The organism is Bradyrhizobium barranii subsp. barranii, assembly GCF_017565645.3.
Lineage (GTDB): Bacteria > Pseudomonadota > Alphaproteobacteria > Rhizobiales > Xanthobacteraceae > Bradyrhizobium > Bradyrhizobium barranii.
The window spans coordinates 6613080-6631007 of record NZ_CP086136.1 but is presented as its reverse complement, the minus strand read 5'-3'; the positions used below and the strand labels follow the sequence as shown (position 1 = coordinate 6631007).

Below are 17928 nucleotides of genomic sequence, written 5' to 3'. Positions count from 1 at the left end.
CGATTGAGTGATTTTCGAATTTGCGGCCGTAGGCGACCGGCACGCGAGGAGAAGACGATGAACCAAGAAATTATGAATCTCTTCAACCCGACGACTCCGGCTCAGGTCTTCGACCAGATCCGGATTTCGATCGCGTCTCCTGAGAAGATTCTGTCCTGGTCCTACGGCGAGATCAAGAAGCCGGAGACCATCAACTACCGTACCTTCAAGCCCGAGCGCGACGGCCTGTTCTGCGCCCGCATCTTCGGGCCGATCAAGGACTACGAGTGCTTGTGCGGCAAGTACAAGCGCATGAAGTACAAGGGCATCATCTGCGAGAAGTGCTCGGTCGAGGTCACGCTGTCGCGCGTCCGGCGCGAGCGCATGGGCCATATCGAGCTCGCAGCCCCCGTCGCCCACATCTGGTTCCTGAAGTCGCTGCCCTCGCGCATCGGCCTTCTGCTGGACATGACGCTGAAGGATCTCGAGCGGATCCTCTACTTCGAATATTACGTCGTGCTCGAGCCGGGCCTCACCGCGCTCAAGGACCGTCAGCTCTTGTCGGAAGACGAGTATCTGAAGGCGCAGGACGAGTACGGTCAGGATTCCTTCACCGCCATGATCGGCGCGGAAGCGATCCGCGAGCTGCTCAAGGGCATGGACCTCGAGAAGCTCGAAGCCACCTTGCGCCTCGAGATGCAGGAGACCGACTCCGACATCAAGCACAAGAAGCTCGCCAAGCGCCTGAAGATCGTGGAAGCGTTCCGCCACTCCGGCAACAAGCCGGAATGGATGATCATGACCGTGGTTCCGGTGATTCCGCCGGACCTGCGTCCGCTGGTGCCGCTGGACGGCGGCCGCTTCGCGACCTCGGACCTCAACGACCTCTACCGCCGCGTCATCAACCGCAACAACCGCTTGAAGCGGCTGATGGAGCTGCGCGCGCCGGACATCATCATCCGCAACGAGAAGCGCATGCTTCAGGAAGCGGTCGATGCGCTGTTCGACAACGGCCGCCGCGGCCGCGTCATCACGGGCGCCAACAAGCGTCCGCTGAAGTCGCTCGCCGACATGCTCAAGGGCAAGCAGGGTCGCTTCCGTCAGAACCTGCTCGGCAAGCGCGTCGACTATTCGGGCCGTTCGGTGATCGTGGTCGGTCCCGAGCTGCGCCTGCATCAGTGCGGCCTGCCGAAGAAGATGGCGCTCGAGCTGTTCAAGCCGTTCATCTACTCGCGGCTTGACGCCAAGGGCCTGTCCACCACCGTGAAGCAGGCGAAGAAGCTGGTCGAGAAGGAGCGGCCCGAGGTCTGGGACATCCTGGACGAGGTCATCCGCGAGCATCCGGTGCTGCTCAACCGCGCACCGACGCTGCATCGTCTCGGCATCCAGGCGTTCGAGCCCGTGCTGATCGAGGGCAAGGCGATCCAGCTGCATCCGCTGGTCTGCGCCGCGTTCAACGCCGACTTCGACGGCGACCAGATGGCCGTGCACGTTCCGCTGTCGCTCGAAGCGCAGCTGGAAGCGCGCGTCCTGATGATGTCGACCAACAACATCCTGCATCCGGCGAACGGCCAGCCGATCATCGTGCCGTCGCAGGACATCGTGCTCGGTCTCTACTACGTCTCGATCATGCGCGAAGGCCTGCCCGGCGAGGGCAAGATCTTCGGCGACATGGCCGAGCTCGAGCACGCGCTGCACGCGAAGGTCATCCACCTCCACACCAAGATCAAGTATCGGTGGCAGGGCATGGACGAGACCGGCAAGGTCTCGACGCGCTGGATCGAGACCACCGCGGGTCGCGTCATGCTCGGCAATCTGCTGCCGAAGAACCCGCGGATTTCGTACGAGATCATCAACAAGCTGATGACCAAGCGCGAAATCTCGGGCGTCATCGACCAGGTCTACCGTCACTGCGGCCAGAAGGAGACTGTGATCTTCTGCGACCGCATCATGGCGCTCGGCTTCTACAACGCGTTCAAGGCCGGCATCTCGTTCGGCAAGGACGACATGGTCGTGCCGCACTCCAAGTGGAAGATCGTCGACACCACCCGTACGCTGGCGAAGGATTTCGAGCAGCAGTACAACGACGGTCTGATCACCCATGGCGAGAAGTACAACAAGGTCGTCGACGCCTGGTCGAAGGCCACGGAAGAAATCGCCAAGGCGATGATGAAGGAGATCTCCTCGACCAAGAAGACGGCGAGCGGGGCGGATGCCGACATCAACTCGATCTACATGATGGCTCACTCCGGTGCCCGCGGTTCGCCGGCCCAGATGCGCCAGCTCGCCGGCATGCGCGGCCTGATGGCCAAGCCGTCGGGTGAGATCATCGAGACGCCGATCATCTCGAACTTCAAGGAAGGCCTCTCGGTGCTCGAGTACTTCAACTCGACCCACGGCGCCCGTAAGGGCCTCGCGGACACCGCGTTGAAGACCGCGAACTCGGGCTACCTGACCCGTCGTCTCGTCGACGTGGCGCAGGACTGCATCATCACGCAGAACGACTGCGGCACCAAGCTCGGCATCAAGATGCGCGCCATCGTCGATGCCGGCACCGTGGTCGCCTCGCTCGGCTCGCGCATCCTCGGCCGTACGGCCTGCGAAGACGTGCGTGACAGCTCGGGCAAGGTGATCATCAAGCGCGGTACGCTGATGGAAGAGAGCCATCTGGACGCCATCCACCAGGGTGGCGTGCAGGAGGTGAAGATCCGCTCGGCACTGACCTGCGAGCTCGTCAACGGCATCTGCGGCATGTGCTACGGCCGCGACCTCGCCCGCGGCACGCCGGTCAACCACGGTGAAGCCGTCGGCGTCATCGCGGCGCAGTCGATCGGCGAGCCCGGCACCCAGCTGACCATGCGCACCTTCCACATCGGTGGTGCGGCGCAGCTCAACGAGCAGTCGTTCGTCGAATCCAACTTCGACGGCAAGATCGTGATCCGGAACAAGGCCATCGCCCGCAACAGCGAAGGTCACCTGGTCGCGATGGTCCGCAACATGGTGATCGCGATCGTCGATGCCGACGGCACCGAGCGTGCGACGCACCGTATCCAGTACGGTTCGCGCCTGCACGTCGACGAGGGCGACACCGTCAAGCGCGGCCAGCGCATCGTCGAGTGGGATCCCTACACCCGTCCGCTGCTCACCGAAGTCGAAGGTACCATCGGCTTCGAGGATCTGGTCGAGGGGCAGTCGATCTCGGAAACGCTCGACGAGGCCACCGGTATCGCCAAGCGCGTGGTCATCGACTGGCGCTCGACCCGCGGCGGCGCGGACCTGCGTCCGGCCATCGTGGTCAAGGGCAAGGACGGCAAGGTGCTCAAGCTCGCCCGTGGCGGCGATGCCCGCTACATGCTGTCGGTCGATGCCATTCTCTCGGTCGACGTCGGAGCCAAGGTCAATACGGGCGACATCCTCGCCCGTGTCTCGACCGAAAGCGCCAAGACGCGTGACATCACCGGCGGTCTGCCGCGGGTGGCGGAACTGTTCGAGGCACGGCGTCCGAAGGATGCGGCGATCATCGCCGAAATCTCGGGCACCATCCGGTTCGGACGCGACTACAAGAACAAGCGTCGCATCTCGATCGAGCCGATGGACAAGACCGACGAGGCACGCGAGTACCTGATCCCGAAGGGCAAGCACATCCACCTTCAGGACGGCGACGTCGTCGAAAAGGGCGACTTCATCGTCGAAGGCAACCCGGCGCCGCACGACATCCTGGCGGTCAAGGGCATCGAGGAGCTTGCGGCCTATCTGGTCAACGAGATCCAGGAGGTCTACCGGCTCCAGGGCGTGCTCATCAACGACAAGCACATCGAGGTGATTGTCCGTCAGATGCTCCAGAAGGTGGAAGTCACCGACCAGGGCGACACGGACATGATCTCCGGCGAGCAGGTCGACAAGATCGAGTTCGACGCGCTCAACGAGAAGGCGAAGGAAGAGGGCAAGAAGATCGCTACGGGAACGCCGGTTCTGCTCGGCATCACCAAGGCGAGCCTTCAGACCCGCTCCTTCTTCTCGGCGGCCTCGTTCCAGGAGACCACCCGCGTCCTCACGGAAGCGGCGGTCAACGGCAAGGTCGATCCGCTCGAAGGCCTCAAGGAGAACGTCATCGTCGGCCGGCTGATCCCGGCGGGCACCGGCGCCTCCATGGCCAAGATCCGCGAAGTCGCGATGAAGCGCGACAAGCTGATCCTGGACGAGCGCGAGAAGCAGGCGGCCGTCGTGTCGCCCGCGCCGGAAGCGGAGCTTCCTGCGCTGCCTCCTGCGGAATAATCCTTCATCCGTAGGAATACCGAGGACAATGAAAAGGCCGGCGCAAGCCGGCCTTTTTGCTGCTTTGTTTGCCTGTTGCGGTGCAGGATCAACCTTTGTTCATCTTTCCTTCAGGCGCAAAAGCGCTTCTGCTAAGGGAAGTTAGACCGGTGGTCCCGTGACGGGGGCAGGGCCGGAGACCACGGAACTCATATGCTTGATCTCGCAATCGTAGGCGGCGGCCCCGGCGGGCTGATGAGCGCCTGGTACTTGAAGCGTAAGCTCGGCGACCTCTGCCGCATCACCATCTACGAGGCCTCCGACCGGCTCGGCGGCAAGATCGTCACGCGCAAATTCGATTCCGCGCCGGCGATGTACGAGGCCGGCGTTGCCGAGATCTACGACTACTCGATGACCGGTCCCGATCCGCTGCGCGAGCTGATCCAGCATTTCGGACTTCAGACCATTCCGATGGACGCCGAGCAGGTGCAGTTCGGCGGCGAGCTCCTCAACGACGTCGCGGGCATGCGCCGCAAATACGGCGCCAAGACTGCGGCGGCGATCGAGGCGTTCCGGAACCGCTGCGCCGAGGCGATGACGCCGATCGAATATTACGAGGGCGTCGGCGCGCACGACAACGAGAATCCCTGGGCCTACAAGACCGCCGAGCAGGTGCTCGACGAGGAGGTCGAGGACGAAACCGCGAAGCGTTTCTTCAAGGTGATGGCGCGCTCCGACATCGCGACCGAAAGCCACAACACCAACGGGCTCAACGCGCTCAAGAACTACCTGATGGATGTCGACGGCTATATCGGCCTCTATTCCATACAGAACGGCAACGAGCAGCTGATCGAGTGCCTGCAGTCAGAGGTCAACGCCGACGTCCAGCTCAATCACCGCGTGCTCACCGTCGGCAAGGCGCCGACCGGCCGCTACCAGCTGAAGATGATGAACGGCAAGGGGCCGGAGACGCGCGACTTCGACCTCGTGCTGGTCTGCCTGCCGCATTCGTGGCTCGCGACGATGGGCTGGGAAGGCGAGCAGCTCCGTAAGTCGATGGTCAAGCACGTCTCGTATTTCGATCGTCCCGCGCACTATCTGCGCGTCTCGATCCTGTTCGACACGCCGTTCTGGGGCGAGAAGATTTCCGGCGCCTGGTTCATGTCGGAAGCCTTCGGCGGCTGCTGCGTCTACAACGAGGGCGCGCGCCATGACGTTGGCAAGCACGGCGTGCTGAACTGGCTGATTCCCGGCTCCGACGCGCTGGCCTTCGCCAATTTGTCGGATCAGGAGCTGATCGACGCCGCACTGAAATCGCTGCCCGCCTCGCTCGGCGATGCGCGTTCGCATTTCGTGGAAGGCAAGATCCACCGCTGGCTGTCGTCGGTGAACGCCATCCCCGGCGGTCTGCCCGTGCGCGACGTCATGACCAATCACCGGCCGGAGCCGAAGGAGCATCCCGGCATCGTGGTGGTCGGCGATTATCTGTTCGACTCCACGCTGAACGGTCTGCTCGACTCCTCGGACGCGGCGACCGACATCATCCTGACCGAGATGATGCGCCTGCGCCGCGAGCGCGGACAGGAGGAGGGCGAGCCGGTCTCGGACAAGATCGACCGCGACTATTTCGAGAACTATCGCGGCCTCGGTCCCTACAGCGAAGCTTGGCGCCACTTCACCGATCCCGATTATCTCACCAAGCTGATCGGCATCGTCTGGGGCAAGGCCAGGGGCGCCAAGCTGCTGGTCGCGGGCTCGGCCAGCGGCGAACTGGTGGGCGCGCTGCGCGATCGCGGCATCGATGCCTTCGGCATCGAGAACAACCGCGCCATCCACGCCAGGACGCCGAAGGCGCTGAAGAAGTACAACAAGCTCGGCTCGATCACCGACATGCCGTTCAAGGATGGCGCCTTCGACTTCGTGTTCGAGACCAGCCTCTGCCATGTTTCCCCGAAGCAGGTGGTCCGCGCGATCCGCGAACTGAACCGCGTGGTCAAGACCGGCCTCGTGTTCGGCTCGATCACCTCGGACATGGCTTCGGTGGTGATCGACCGCTACGACCTGCTGCGCGGCGTCAAGAAGCTCGGCACCTGGTGGGAATGGTCCGAGCTATTCTTCGGCAACGGCTTTGACCTGTCGATGCATCGCAAGGACTGCACCGATGCGCTCTGGGAGGCGACGCTTGCCGCCAACAAGGGCCCGGGCCAGTGGTACGCCGACGCCGACAGCCTGCGTTATTCCTTCTTCGACAAGGTCGAGGGTGAGGACGACGACTAGAGACAGGATCGGACCGGCGTAGCCAATTGCTTTGCCGAATTCGTCATGATCGCATAGAATCGGTGCGATAGCGGTTGCCGCTATTTCCTGCTTTCTCCGCGGTCATGCCGGCCGTCAGCATCGGTTGGTTTCATGGCGTCCAAGCCCCTCCCGCCCGACAAACAGAAACTCGCCACGGAAGAGGCGGCCGAGCTCGACGACAAGCTTGTCCCAGTCAAGCCGGACCTCGAAGACGACGAGGACGACGAAGACGAGGAGGATGACGAGCTGGAGCTCGACGACGACGATGAGGACGAGGAGCTCGTCGTCTTTACCGCGCGCGAGGCCGCAGGCGCGCTCGCGACCATCCTGGGTTTCGTCAAGCCGTTCCTGTCCAACTACAAGCGGATGCTGTCATTCGTGGCGTTCGGCGTCTGCGTCGAGACGCTGTTCAACGTCATCATGCCGCTCAGCCTGAAGTACCTGATCGACGACGCGCTCGGCGAGGAGGATTTCCAGGCGCTCTACAAGATCCTCGGCGTGCTCGCGGTCGCCGGCATCTTCACCTCGATCGTGGCGGTCTGGTACGAGCGCTGGGACGCCAGGCTGGCTGCCTGCATCATCTCCGATGTCCGCAAGCGCCTGTTCGAGCACGTCCAGGACCTGCCGGCGGCCTATTTCGGCCGCACCAAGCGCGGCGAGATCCTGTCGCGCTTTTCCGTCGACCTTTCGGCCTTCGAGGGCTCGGTCAAGACCTTCGCCAACAGTGCGGCGCTGCCGTTCCTGGAATTGATCGCCGGCATCATCCTGATGTTGTTCCTGAACTGGCAGCTCGCCGCGGTCGCGCTGCTGGTGTTCCCGATCACGCTGATCGGGCCGCGCATCCTCACCCCGAAGGCGGTGCAGGCCAATTACGAGCAGAAGCAGAACGAGAGCGCGCTGCTCGGCATGGTGCAGGAGAACGTGGCCGCGCAGGCCGTGATCAAGGCGTTCAGCCTGCAACGCAAGATGTTCGGCTTCTTCAGCTTCCGCAACGACGAGACCCGCCGCAAGATCGCTTCGGCTGCGTTCCTGTCGACCATGGTGGAGCGGACGGTCACCATTTCGGTGCTGCTGCTGCACCTCGTCGTGCTCGCGATCGGCGCCTATCTGGCGACCAAGGGCCAGATCACCATCGGCACCTTCGTCACCTTCGAGAGCGCGTTCTGGGAGGTCTCCTACAACATCGCCCACGTGATGCACTTCATCCCGGTGTCGATCTCCTCGGCGGCCGCGATCCGCCACATGCAGGAGCTGCTGGATGAGCCGACGCGCGGCGCCGATCGTCCCGGCGCGCCCGATCTGCCGCGCATCACCAACGACATCACCTTCGACCACGTGACGTTCCAGTACGAAGGCAGCCAGACGCCGGTGCTGGACAATCTCAGCCTCAAGCTCAACGCCGGCAAGCGCATCGCCATCGTCGGCCCCTCGGGCTCCGGCAAGAGCACGCTGCTCAATTTGATCCTGCGGCTGTACGTGCCCAACGAGGGGCGCGTCGCCATCGACGGCGTCGACGTGCGCAAGGTGACGCTGGATTCGCTGCGCCGGAGCATGGCGGTGGTGTTCCAGGAGAACATGCTGTTCAACATGTCGATTCGCGAGAACATCCGGCTCGGCAAGGAAGGCGCGACCGACGAGGAGGTGGAGGACGCCGCCAAGAAGGCCGAGATCCACCGCTACATCATGAGCCTGCCGCAGCGCTACGACACGCCGGTCGGCGAGCGCGGCGATACGCTGTCGGGCGGCCAGCGCCAGCGCATCGCGATTGCGCGCGCGGTCATCCGTAACCCTTCCGTGCTGCTGCTGGACGAAGCCACCTCGGCGCTCGACCAGACCACCGAGGCCGCGATCAACCGCACGCTGCTGAAGGTCGCGAAGGGGCGCACCATGATCTGGTCGACCCATCGCCTGACCTCCGTGGTCGAGATGGACGAGATCATCGTGATCTCAGGGGGCAGGGCGATCGAGCGCGGCTCGCATGCCGAGCTGCTCGCCAGGAACGGCACCTATCGCAAGCTGTGGAACGACCAGATCCACCAGCCGCATGGCGCTGTGGCTCAGGCCGATGACGACAGCGACGATGACGACGAGGATGATGAGGACGAGGACGACGAGGAGGCGTGACCGAGGAAGTTCGGCTCCAGATGAATTGCTCCTCCGAGCGGCCGCAGCAAGCCTTGAACTGACCAAGCGATGAAGCGCGCCCAGCGCTGCGCGGTCCAGTAGGGACTCGTCGCGGTCGAGACGGAGCGGAACTCGAACGCCTTCGCCGCCGACCATTCGTCGCAGGCCCGCTTGACCGGATCGGCGTAGAAGGTGGCGATCTTGGCCCCGTCCATCCCGTCGGAGGCGAGCCACTCCGGGATATGGACGTTGCAGAGCCGCTCGACGTCGGTGAAGACCTTGTCACAGCCGGTGCCGGCGGCGGGGCAGGAGGTCGAGAACGCATCGCCCACCAGCACGAGGCCGGGCTGGCCGCTTGCGTCGTTCACATAGAGGTCGACCGGACGGATCTTGATCTCGCCGGCGATGTCGAAGGCGCCGGTGATGCGCTTGAGCCGGGGCAGGGCGGCGTTCAGCGTCTCGGCTGGCGCGCGGCGCAATTCGCGCAGCCATGGGTCGTCGACGCCGCGATAGACGAACAGATTGGCGCGCATCCGCGGACCGGTCGGAAACAGTGTGATGTAGGGGATTCGGTCGCTCGGCCGTTCCGAGAAATAGGTCAGTGCCGGGAAGTCGAACGAATTCCGTCCCGCCGGCACCACGTCGAACCCGATCGAGATCGAATGGCAGGCGCTGATGACTTTTCTCGCGATGCCGAGCTGGTGGCGCAGGCCGACGTTCAGGCCGTTGGCGAGCACGACCAGCCGGGCCGAGATCGTCTCCTCATTGGAGAGCGTGATCTTTTGCCGCTCCGGGCTCGTCTCGAGCGAGACCGCCTTGGCGCAGATGCGCTCGACGCCGGCAGGGATCTCGTCGCGGACGGCGTTGACGAGCGAATCGTAGAGGATGTTGAACTGCCGACTCGGTGCCTTGTCGAGCAAACGGCCGAATCGAGCGATCCAGTTTTCGCCGGCAAAGGTCGCTCGGCGCAGCACCGATTCTCCGATTCCGGTCTTCAGGAATCGCTCGACCTGGACGGGACCACTGAGTTTTTCGACTCAAAAGTCCGCCGGATAGCTCTCATGCGGGTCGATCAGCAGCGTCGAAATGCCGGCGCTGCCGAGCATTGCGGCGGCGGTTGAGCCGGACAATCCCCCGCCGATAATGGCAATGTCGGTGTAGCGCATGGTGCAAATCTCTGCCGCAGGCGGCAGATTGACGCATCAACAGGAAAAAAAGCCTTAGCAAGAGTTATAAAAGTACATTTTGCCCGGGTATAAATCGTTTTTGGGCTGGCGGAACAGGCGTCCGGTCCCCATATCCGGCAGGCGCGGTGAGTGCGGGCAAACAGCGATTTCGTCAGGTGGCAGAAGCGTTTTCTGACTGTCGTTTCACCTTGACTTGGCCGACTCTCACTTATAGAAAGCGCCTCACTTAACGACAGGCGGTGAGCATCGCCAGCGTCGGAACGGGCCACCCGTTGATCCGCAGGGATTAGATCCCCAAGGATCGGATCCTCAGGGATCGCTAAGACGGGCACCAACCTCGACGAATGCCGCTCAAACGCTGTCGATCATAGCTAGGCAATGCCAGTGCGATTTTAGGTCTTTTGAGCTCGTTCTCTTGAGATCGAATTCGGGTGCATGACCTCGGTGCGCGGGCCGCAGCTTTATGCTGATTGGCCTGAAACTGCGGTCCTCTGTGGCGTCGTAACGCTTTCCGCTCGGTGATGGAGCGGTTGGCGCAATTTCGCTTTGTGCGGATTGTTCCGTGCGAGGCGACCTCGTCGGGCGGGTGGCCCGAAAGAATTGCGGATCCGGCAACGGGCCGCGCCAAGACAGCGGACCCGGAAGGGACCGCGGCAGAACAAAGGGTAGGGCCAGGATGCCGACGATCAACCAGCTGATCGCTCAACCGCGTGAAGTGCAGAAGTCGCGCAAGAAGGTGCCGGCGCTGCAGCAGTCGCCGCAGAAGCGTGGTGTTTGCACCCGCGTCTACACCACGACCCCGAAGAAGCCGAACTCGGCGCTTCGTAAGGTTGCCAAGGTGCGCCTGACGAACGGCTTCGAGGTGATCGGCTACATCCCCGGCGAAGGTCATAACCTCCAGGAGCACTCGGTGGTCATGATCCGCGGCGGCCGCGTCAAGGACTTGCCCGGCGTGCGCTACCACATCCTCCGCGGCGTTCTGGATACCCAGGGCGTCAAGAACCGTAAGCAGCGTCGTTCGAAGTACGGCGCGAAGCGTCCGAAGTAAGCGGGAACCAGCTCAATGTCTCGTCGCCACTCAGCGGAAAAGCGCGAAGTTCTTCCCGATCCGAAGTTCGGGAACGTCATCGTCACGAAGTTCATGAACTCGGTGATGTACGCCGGCAAGAAGTCGGTCGCCGAAGGCATCGTCTACGGTGCGTTCGGCATCATCGAAGCCAAGACCAAGCAGAGCCCCCTCGGCGTGTTCGAGCAGGCACTCGAGAACGTCATGCCGACGATCGAAGTGCGCTCCCGCCGCGTCGGCGGCGCGACCTACCAGGTGCCGGTCGAAGTTCGTTCGGTGCGCCGTCAGGCGCTGGGCATTCGCTGGCTGATCTCGGCCGCGCGCGATCGCAACGAGAAGACGATGACCGAGCGGCTCTCGGCTGAGCTGCTCGACGCCTCGAACAACCGCGGCAACGCCGTCAAGAAGCGCGAAGACGTGCACCGGATGGCGGAAGCCAACCGCGCCTTCTCGCACTATCGCTGGTAACGGCGAAACACGGAATCTAAGGATCAACCCATGCCTCGCGTTCATGCCATAGAGAACTACCGCAATTTCGGTATCATGGCGCATATCGATGCCGGCAAGACCACGACCACCGAGCGCATCCTCTATTACACCGGCAAGAGCCACAAGATCGGCGAAGTGCACGAAGGTGCCGCGACGATGGATTGGATGGAGCAGGAGCAGGAGCGTGGCATCACGATCACCTCGGCTGCCACCACCGCATTCTGGGCCGGCAAGCGCCTGAACATCATCGACACCCCCGGCCACGTCGACTTCACCATTGAAGTCGAGCGTTCGCTGCGCGTGCTCGACGGCGCCGTCTGCGTGCTCGACTCGAACCAGGGCGTCGAGCCCCAGACCGAGACCGTCTGGCGCCAGGGTGACAAGTACAAGGTTCCGCGCATCGTCTTCGCCAACAAGATGGACAAGACGGGTGCCGACTTCTTCAAGTGCCTGGCCGACATCGTTGACCGCCTCGGCGCCAAGCCGATCGCGATCCAGCTTCCGATCGGTGCCGAGAACAACTTCAAGGGTCTCGTCGACCTCGTGAAGATGCAGGGCATCATCTGGAACGATGAATCGCTCGGCGCGAAGTTCGACTATGTCGACATCCCGGAAGATATGGTCGAGCAGGCCAAGGAATACCGCGAGAAGATGGTGGAAGCCGCCGTCGAGCTCGACGATGACGCATTGGCCGCCTTCCTCGACGGCAACGAACCGGATGAAGCGACGCTAAAGCGGCTGATCCGCAAGGCGGTGCTGACCGGCGCGTTCTATCCCGTGCTGTGCGGCTCGGCCTTCAAGAACAAGGGCGTGCAGCCGCTGCTCGACGCCGTCGTCGACTATCTGCCGTCGCCGGTCGACGTGCCCGCGATCAAGGGCACCGACGACCGCGGCAACGAGGTCGTGCGCAAGGCCGACGACAAGGAGCCGCTCGCGCTGCTCGCGTTCAAGATCATGGACGACCCGTTCGTCGGCACCATCACCTTCTGCCGCATCTACTCGGGCATCCTGCAGAGCGGCACCGGCGTCGTGAACTCGACGCGCGAGAAGAAAGAGCGCATCGGGCGCATGCTGCTGATGCATGCGAACAACCGCGAGGACATCAAGGAAGCCTATGCCGGCGACATCGTCGCGCTGGCCGGCCTGAAGGAAGCGCGCACCGGTGACACGCTGTGCGATCCCGACAAGCAGGTGATCCTGGAGAAGATGGAATTCCCCGAGCCGGTCATCGAGATCGCGATCGAGCCGAAGTCCAAGGCCGACCAGGAAAAGCTGGGCGTGGCACTGGCGAAGCTCGCCGCGGAGGATCCGTCCTTCCGCGTGTCGACCGACCAGGAGTCCGGCCAGACCATCCTCAAGGGCATGGGCGAACTCCATCTCGACATCAAGGTCGACATCCTCAGGCGTACCTACAAGGTCGACGCCAACATCGGCGCGCCGCAGGTTGCGTTCCGTGAGCGCGTCACCAAGAAGGCCGAGGTCAAGTACACCCACAAGAAGCAGACCGGCGGTACCGGTCAGTTCGCGGAAGTGTCGATCGTGGTCGAGCCGAACGAGCCCGGCAAGGGCTACGAGTTCGAGTCCAAGATCGTCGGCGGTGCGGTTCCGAAGGAATACATCCCGGGCGTCGAAAAGGGCCTCAACAGCGTGATGGGCTCTGGTGTCGTCGCGGGCTTCCCCGTGGTTGACGTCAAGGTTCAGCTCGTCGACGGCAAGTACCACGACGTCGACTCGTCGGCGCTCGCCTTCGAAATCGCATCGCGCGCGGCATTCCGCGAAGCGCTGCAGAAGGGCAAGTCCGTCCTGCTCGAGCCGATCATGAAGGTCGAAGTGGTGACCCCGGAAGACTACACCGGCTCGGTCATCGGCGACCTGAATTCCCGGCGCGGTCAGATCCAGGGTCAGGACATGCGCGGCAACGCCAACGTCATCAACGCGATGGTGCCGCTCATGAACATGTTCGGGTACGTGAACAACCTGCGCTCGATGAGCCAGGGTCGCGCGACCTTCACCATGCAGTTCGACCACTACGCAGAAGCGCCGGCCAATGTGTCGGCAGAAGTCCAGAAGAAGTTTGCCTGATTGTCGTCGGTCTCGAACTGACGATTGAACGGAGAGTCAAATGGCCAAAGCAAAGTTTGAACGTAACAAACCGCACTGTAACATCGGCACCATCGGTCACGTCGACCATGGCAAGACGTCGTTGACGGCTGCGATCACCAAGATCCTCGCCGAGACCGGCGGTGCGACGTTCACGGCGTACGACCAGATCGACAAGGCGCCGGAAGAGAAGGCGCGCGGCATCACGATCTCGACGGCGCACGTCGAGTACGAGACCAAGAACCGCCACTATGCCCACGTCGACTGCCCCGGCCACGCCGACTACGTGAAGAACATGATCACCGGCGCCGCCCAGATGGACGGTGCGATCCTGGTCGTGTCGGCCGCTGACGGCCCGATGCCGCAGACCCGCGAGCACATCCTGCTCGCCCGCCAGGTCGGCGTGCCCGCGCTCGTCGTGTTCCTCAACAAGTGCGACATGGTCGACGATCCGGAACTCCTCGAGCTCGTCGAGCTCGAAGTCCGCGAGCTGCTCTCGAAGTACGACTTCCCGGGCGACAAGATCCCGATCATCAAGGGTTCGGCGCTCGCCGCTCTCGAAGATTCCGACAAGAAGCTCGGCCATGACGCCATCCTCGAGCTGATGAAGAATGTCGACGAGTACATTCCGCAGCCGGAGCGTCCGGTCGACCAGCCCTTCCTGATGCCGGTTGAAGACGTGTTCTCGATCTCGGGCCGCGGCACCGTCGTGACCGGCCGTGTCGAGCGCGGCATCGTCAAGGTCGGCGAGGAAATCGAGATCGTCGGTCTGCGCGCCACGCAGAAGACCACGGTCACGGGCGTCGAAATGTTCCGCAAGCTGCTCGATCAGGGCCAGGCCGGCGACAACATCGGTGCGCTGCTCCGCGGCACCAAGCGCGAGGACGTCGAGCGCGGCCAGGTGCTGTGCAAGCCGGGTTCGGTCAAGCCGCACACCAAGTTCAAGGCTGAGGCCTACATCCTCACCAAGGAAGAGGGCGGTCGCCACACCCCGTTCTTCACCAACTACCGTCCGCAGTTCTACTTCCGCACCACCGACGTGACCGGTGTCGTGCATCTGCCGGAAGGCACCGAGATGGTGATGCCGGGCGACAACATTGCGATGGAAGTGCACCTGATCGTGCCGATCGCGATGGAAGAGAAGCTCCGCTTCGCGATCCGCGAAGGTGGCCGCACCGTCGGCGCCGGCGTCGTCGCCTCGATCATCGAGTAATTACGAGAATAGGGATTGGCGCGTAGCGAGTGTGACATTCGCTATTCGCTATTCGCCACCCGCCACTAAAGAGAGACCACGGCAATGAACGGCCAAAACATTCGTATCCGTCTCAAGGCGTTCGACCATCGTATCCTCGATACGTCGACCCGCGAGATCGTGAACACGGCGAAGCGCACCGGCGCGCAGGTCCGCGGACCCATTCCGCTGCCCACCCGCATCGAGAAGTTCACCGTCAACCGTTCGCCTCACGTCGACAAGAAGAGCCGCGAGCAGTTCGAGATGCGCACTCACAAGCGCCTGCTCGACATCGTCGATCCGACCCCGCAGACCGTCGATGCTTTGATGAAGCTCGACCTGGCCGCCGGTGTCGACGTCGAGATCAAGCTCTAAGATTTTTGGATCACGTTCGCGACTAGCGGACAGAAAGAACAGGAAGCACGCCGATGCGCTCCGGAGTGATCGCACAAAAGGTCGGGATGACGCGGGTCTTTACAGAGGCCGGCGAACATATCCCCGTGACCGTGCTGAAGCTCGGCAATTGCCAGGTCGTAGGCCACCGCACTGAAGAGAAGAACGGTTACGTCGCGCTCCAGCTTGGTTCTGGCAGCCGCAAGACCGTGTACATGCCCAAGGCAGAGCGCGGCCAGTTCGCGGTCGCCAAGGTCGAGCCGAAGCGGCAGGTTGAGGAATTCCGCGTCTCCGCGGATGCCATGATCCCCGTTGGCGCCGAGATCCTTGCCGACCACTTCGTCGTCGGCCAGTTCGTCGACGTCACCGGCACCTCGGTCGGTAAGGGCTTCGCCGGCGGTATGAAGCGCTGGAACTTCGGCGGTCTGCGCGCCACCCACGGTGTGTCGGTCTCGCACCGCTCGATCGGTTCGACCGGTGGCCGTCAGGACCCCGGCAAGACCTGGAAGAACAAGAAGATGCCCGGCCACATGGGTGTCGACCGCATCACCACGCTCAACCTTCGAGTCGTTCAGCTCGATGTCGAGCGCGGCCTGATCCTCGTCGAAGGCGCCGTTCCCGGCTCCAAGGGCGGCTGGATCCGCGTGCGCGACGCTGTCAAGAAGCCGCTGCCGAAGGATGCTCCGAAGCCCGGCAAGTTCAAGGTTGCTGGCGAAGCGGACGCTGCTCCGGCTGCGCAGGAGGCGTGAGATGGAATTGAAGGTCACGACCCTCGAAGGTAAGGAAGCCGGCTCGGTCCAGCTTTCCGACGCCATTTTCGGCCTCGAGCCGCGCCAGGACATCATTGCGCGTTGCGTGCAGTGGCAGCTCAACAAGCGTCAGGCCGGCACTCACAAGGCCAAGGGCCGCGCCGAGATCTGGCGCACCGGCAAGAAGATGTACAAGCAGAAGGGCACCGGCGGTGCTCGTCACGGCTCGGCCCGCGTGCCGCAGTTCCGCGGCGGTGGCCGTGCCTTCGGTCCGGTGGTGCGTTCGCACGCCACCGACCTGCCGAAGAAGGTCCGCGCGCTTGCCCTCAAGCATGCGCTGTCGGCCAAGGCCAAGGACGGCGATCTGCTGGTGATCGACAAGGCCGCGCTGGAAGCCGCGAAGACCAAGGCGCTGCTCGGCCACTTCTCGGGCCTCGGCTTGACCAACGCGCTGATCATCGACGGCGCCGAGCTCAACAACGGCTTTGCCGCTGCGGCCCGCAACATCCCGAACATGGACGTGCTGCCGATCCAGGGCATCAACGTCTATGACATCCTGCGCCGTCAGAAGCTCGTTCTGACCAAGGCCGCCATCGATGCGCTGGAGGCGCGCTTCAAATGACGAAGAACATCGAGCCTCGCCACTACGACGTGATCTTGTCGCCGGTCGTGACCGAAAAGGCGACGATCGCCTCGGAGCACAACAAGGTCCTGTTCAAGGTGGCAGCGAAGGCGACCAAGCCGCAGATCAAGGAAGCGATCGAGAAGCTGTTCGACGTCAAGGTCAAGAGCGTCAACACGCTGGTCCGCAAGGGCAAGACCAAGATCTTCCGCGGCAATCTCGGCTCGCAGTCGAACAGCAAGCGCGCGATCGTGACCCTCGAAGAGGGCCACCGGATCGACGTGACCACCGGTCTGTAAGGTCGTACGACGATGGCACTGAAAAAATTCAATCCCACGACGCCGGGCCAGCGCCAGCTGGTCATGGTCGATCGTTCGGCCCTCTACAAGGGCAAGCCGGTCAAGGCGCTCACCGAGGGCAAGCACTCCTCGGGCGGTCGCAACAACACCGGTCGCATCACCGTGCGCTTCCGCGGCGGCGGTCACAAGCAGACGCTGCGCATCGTCGACTTCAAGCGCGACAAGGTCGATGCGCCCGCGACGGTCGAGCGGCTGGAATACGATCCGAACCGCACCGCGTTCATCGCGCTGGTCAAGTACGAAGACGGCACCCAGGCCTATATCCTGGCGCCGCAGCGCCTTGCCGTCGGTGATTCCGTGGTTGCCGGCAACTATGTCGACGTGAAGCCGGGCAACGTCATGCCGCTCGGCAACATGCCGGTTGGCACGATCATCCACAACATCGAGGTCAAGATCGGGAAGGGCGGCCAGCTCGCTCGTTCCGCCGGCACCTATGCCCAGCTCGTCGGCCGCGACCACGACTACGTGATCATCCGCCTGAACTCGGGCGAGCAGCGCCTGGTGCATGGCCGTTGCCGCGGCACGATCGGCGCGGTGTCGAACCCGGATCACATGAACACCTCGATCGGCAAGGCCGGCCGCAACCGTTGGCTGGGCCGCAAGCCGCATAACCGCGGTGTCTCGATGAACCCGATCGACCATCCGCACGGCGGTGGTGAAGGTCGTACCTCGGGCGGTCGCCACCCGGTCACCCCGTGGGGCAAGCCGACCAAGGGCAAGAAGACCCGCAGCAACAAGTCGACCAACAAATTCATTCTCCTAAGCCGCCACAAGCGGAAGAAGTAAGGAACGCCGGACATGGTTCGTTCAGTCTGGAAAGGCCCGTTCGTCGAGGGTTCTCTGCTCAAGAAGGCAGATGCCGCCCGCGCGTCCGGCCGTCACGACGTCATCAAGATCTGGAGCCGTCGCTCGACGATCCTGCCGCAGTTCGTCGGCCTGACCTTCGGTGTCTACAACGGTCAGAAGCACGTCCCGGTGGCCGTCAACGAGGAAATGGTCGGTCACAAGTTCGGCGAGTTCTCGCCGACCCGGACCTTCCATGGCCACTCCGGGGACAAGAAAGCCAAGAAGGCTTGA

General features: G+C 63.1%; 13 protein-coding genes and 1 pseudogene. 13 read left to right on the top strand and 1 reads right to left on the bottom strand.

Going from position 1 to position 17928, the window contains the following annotated elements; translation table 11 throughout:
* Positions 1-57: 57 nt before the first annotated feature.
* The 3 genes from rpoC to J4G43_RS32350 all read left to right on the top strand — a co-directional run bounded on the left by rpoC (position 58) and on the right by J4G43_RS32350 (position 8655).
* Positions 58-4254, top strand: coding sequence for a DNA-directed RNA polymerase subunit beta' (rpoC, locus tag J4G43_RS32360; RefSeq protein WP_071912831.1), 4197 nt, complete (start codon positions 58-60; stop codon positions 4252-4254).
* Positions 4255-4446: 192 nt separating this feature from the next.
* Positions 4447-6510, top strand: coding sequence for an FAD-dependent oxidoreductase (locus J4G43_RS32355; protein ID WP_208087432.1), 2064 nt, complete (start codon positions 4447-4449; stop codon positions 6508-6510).
* 132 nt (positions 6511-6642) lie between these two features.
* Positions 6643-8655, top strand: a complete 2013-nt coding sequence (locus tag J4G43_RS32350) for an ABC transporter ATP-binding protein (RefSeq protein ID WP_208087431.1) — start codon at positions 6643-6645, stop codon at positions 8653-8655.
* Here the strand turns inward: J4G43_RS32350 and J4G43_RS32345 are convergent.
* Positions 8589-9821: pseudogene (locus tag J4G43_RS32345) on the bottom strand (FAD-dependent oxidoreductase). The gene J4G43_RS32350 and the pseudogene J4G43_RS32345 overlap by 67 nt on opposite strands.
* Positions 9822-10518: 697 nt before the next feature.
* On the opposite strand from J4G43_RS32345, the gene rpsL reads away from it, so the two are divergent.
* The 10 genes from rpsL to rpsS all read left to right on the top strand — a co-directional run bounded on the left by rpsL (position 10519) and on the right by rpsS (position 17928).
* Complete coding sequence (gene rpsL / locus J4G43_RS32340) at positions 10519-10890, top strand: 30S ribosomal protein S12 (RefSeq protein ID WP_007603006.1); 372 nt, start codon at positions 10519-10521, stop codon at positions 10888-10890.
* 15 nt (positions 10891-10905) lie between these two features.
* On the top strand, positions 10906-11376 hold the full coding sequence (gene rpsG, locus J4G43_RS32335) for a 30S ribosomal protein S7 (protein WP_208087430.1): 471 nt from the start codon (positions 10906-10908) through the stop codon (positions 11374-11376).
* Between the two features lie 30 nt (positions 11377-11406).
* Positions 11407-13479 (top strand): elongation factor G, encoded by a 2073-nt coding sequence (fusA, locus tag J4G43_RS32330; RefSeq protein WP_208087429.1) that lies wholly within the window; start codon positions 11407-11409, stop codon positions 13477-13479.
* 40 nt (positions 13480-13519) lie between these two features.
* The gene (tuf, locus tag J4G43_RS32325; RefSeq protein ID WP_063982577.1) at positions 13520-14710 is read left to right on the top strand and encodes an elongation factor Tu; all 1191 of its coding nucleotides are present in this window, start codon (positions 13520-13522) and stop codon (positions 14708-14710) included.
* An 84-nt stretch (positions 14711-14794) separates the two neighbouring features.
* A complete protein-coding gene (gene rpsJ / locus J4G43_RS32320) occupies positions 14795-15103 on the top strand; it encodes a 30S ribosomal protein S10 (protein ID WP_002712302.1) in 309 nt (102 codons plus the stop codon).
* A gap of 53 nt (positions 15104-15156) precedes the next feature.
* Positions 15157-15870, top strand: a complete 714-nt coding sequence (gene rplC, locus J4G43_RS32315) for a 50S ribosomal protein L3 (RefSeq protein ID WP_063982578.1) — start codon at positions 15157-15159, stop codon at positions 15868-15870.
* Position 15871: 1 nt separating this feature from the next.
* On the top strand, positions 15872-16492 hold the full coding sequence (gene rplD, locus J4G43_RS32310; protein ID WP_011088150.1) for a 50S ribosomal protein L4: 621 nt from the start codon (positions 15872-15874) through the stop codon (positions 16490-16492).
* Complete coding sequence (locus tag J4G43_RS32305) at positions 16489-16791, top strand: 50S ribosomal protein L23 (protein WP_007603019.1); 303 nt, start codon at positions 16489-16491, stop codon at positions 16789-16791. The genes rplD and J4G43_RS32305 overlap by 4 nt, the downstream gene beginning before the upstream one ends.
* A gap of 12 nt (positions 16792-16803) precedes the next feature.
* On the top strand, positions 16804-17637 hold the full coding sequence (gene rplB, locus J4G43_RS32300; RefSeq protein ID WP_028152985.1) for a 50S ribosomal protein L2: 834 nt from the start codon (positions 16804-16806) through the stop codon (positions 17635-17637).
* 12 nt (positions 17638-17649) lie between these two features.
* Positions 17650-17928, top strand: a complete 279-nt coding sequence (rpsS, locus tag J4G43_RS32295; RefSeq protein ID WP_008136357.1) for a 30S ribosomal protein S19 — start codon at positions 17650-17652, stop codon at positions 17926-17928.

Coding starts and splice junctions, on each gene's coding strand:
- fusA (WP_208087429.1), top strand. CDS start 11,407: ATGCCTCGCGTTCATGCCATAGAGAACTACCGCAATTTCGGTATCATG.
- rplC (WP_063982578.1), top strand. CDS start 15,157: ATGCGCTCCGGAGTGATCGCACAAAAGGTCGGGATGACGCGGGTCTTT.
- J4G43_RS32305 (WP_007603019.1), top strand. CDS start 16,489: ATGACGAAGAACATCGAGCCTCGCCACTACGACGTGATCTTGTCGCCG.
- rplD (WP_011088150.1), top strand. CDS start 15,872: ATGGAATTGAAGGTCACGACCCTCGAAGGTAAGGAAGCCGGCTCGGTC.
- rpoC (WP_071912831.1), top strand. CDS start 58: ATGAACCAAGAAATTATGAATCTCTTCAACCCGACGACTCCGGCTCAG.
- rpsJ (WP_002712302.1), top strand. CDS start 14,795: ATGAACGGCCAAAACATTCGTATCCGTCTCAAGGCGTTCGACCATCGT.
- rpsL (WP_007603006.1), top strand. CDS start 10,519: ATGCCGACGATCAACCAGCTGATCGCTCAACCGCGTGAAGTGCAGAAG.
- rpsG (WP_208087430.1), top strand. CDS start 10,906: ATGTCTCGTCGCCACTCAGCGGAAAAGCGCGAAGTTCTTCCCGATCCG.
- tuf (WP_063982577.1), top strand. CDS start 13,520: ATGGCCAAAGCAAAGTTTGAACGTAACAAACCGCACTGTAACATCGGC.
- J4G43_RS32355 (WP_208087432.1), top strand. CDS start 4,447: ATGCTTGATCTCGCAATCGTAGGCGGCGGCCCCGGCGGGCTGATGAGC.
- rpsS (WP_008136357.1), top strand. CDS start 17,650: ATGGTTCGTTCAGTCTGGAAAGGCCCGTTCGTCGAGGGTTCTCTGCTC.
- rplB (WP_028152985.1), top strand. CDS start 16,804: ATGGCACTGAAAAAATTCAATCCCACGACGCCGGGCCAGCGCCAGCTG.
- J4G43_RS32350 (WP_208087431.1), top strand. CDS start 6,643: ATGGCGTCCAAGCCCCTCCCGCCCGACAAACAGAAACTCGCCACGGAA.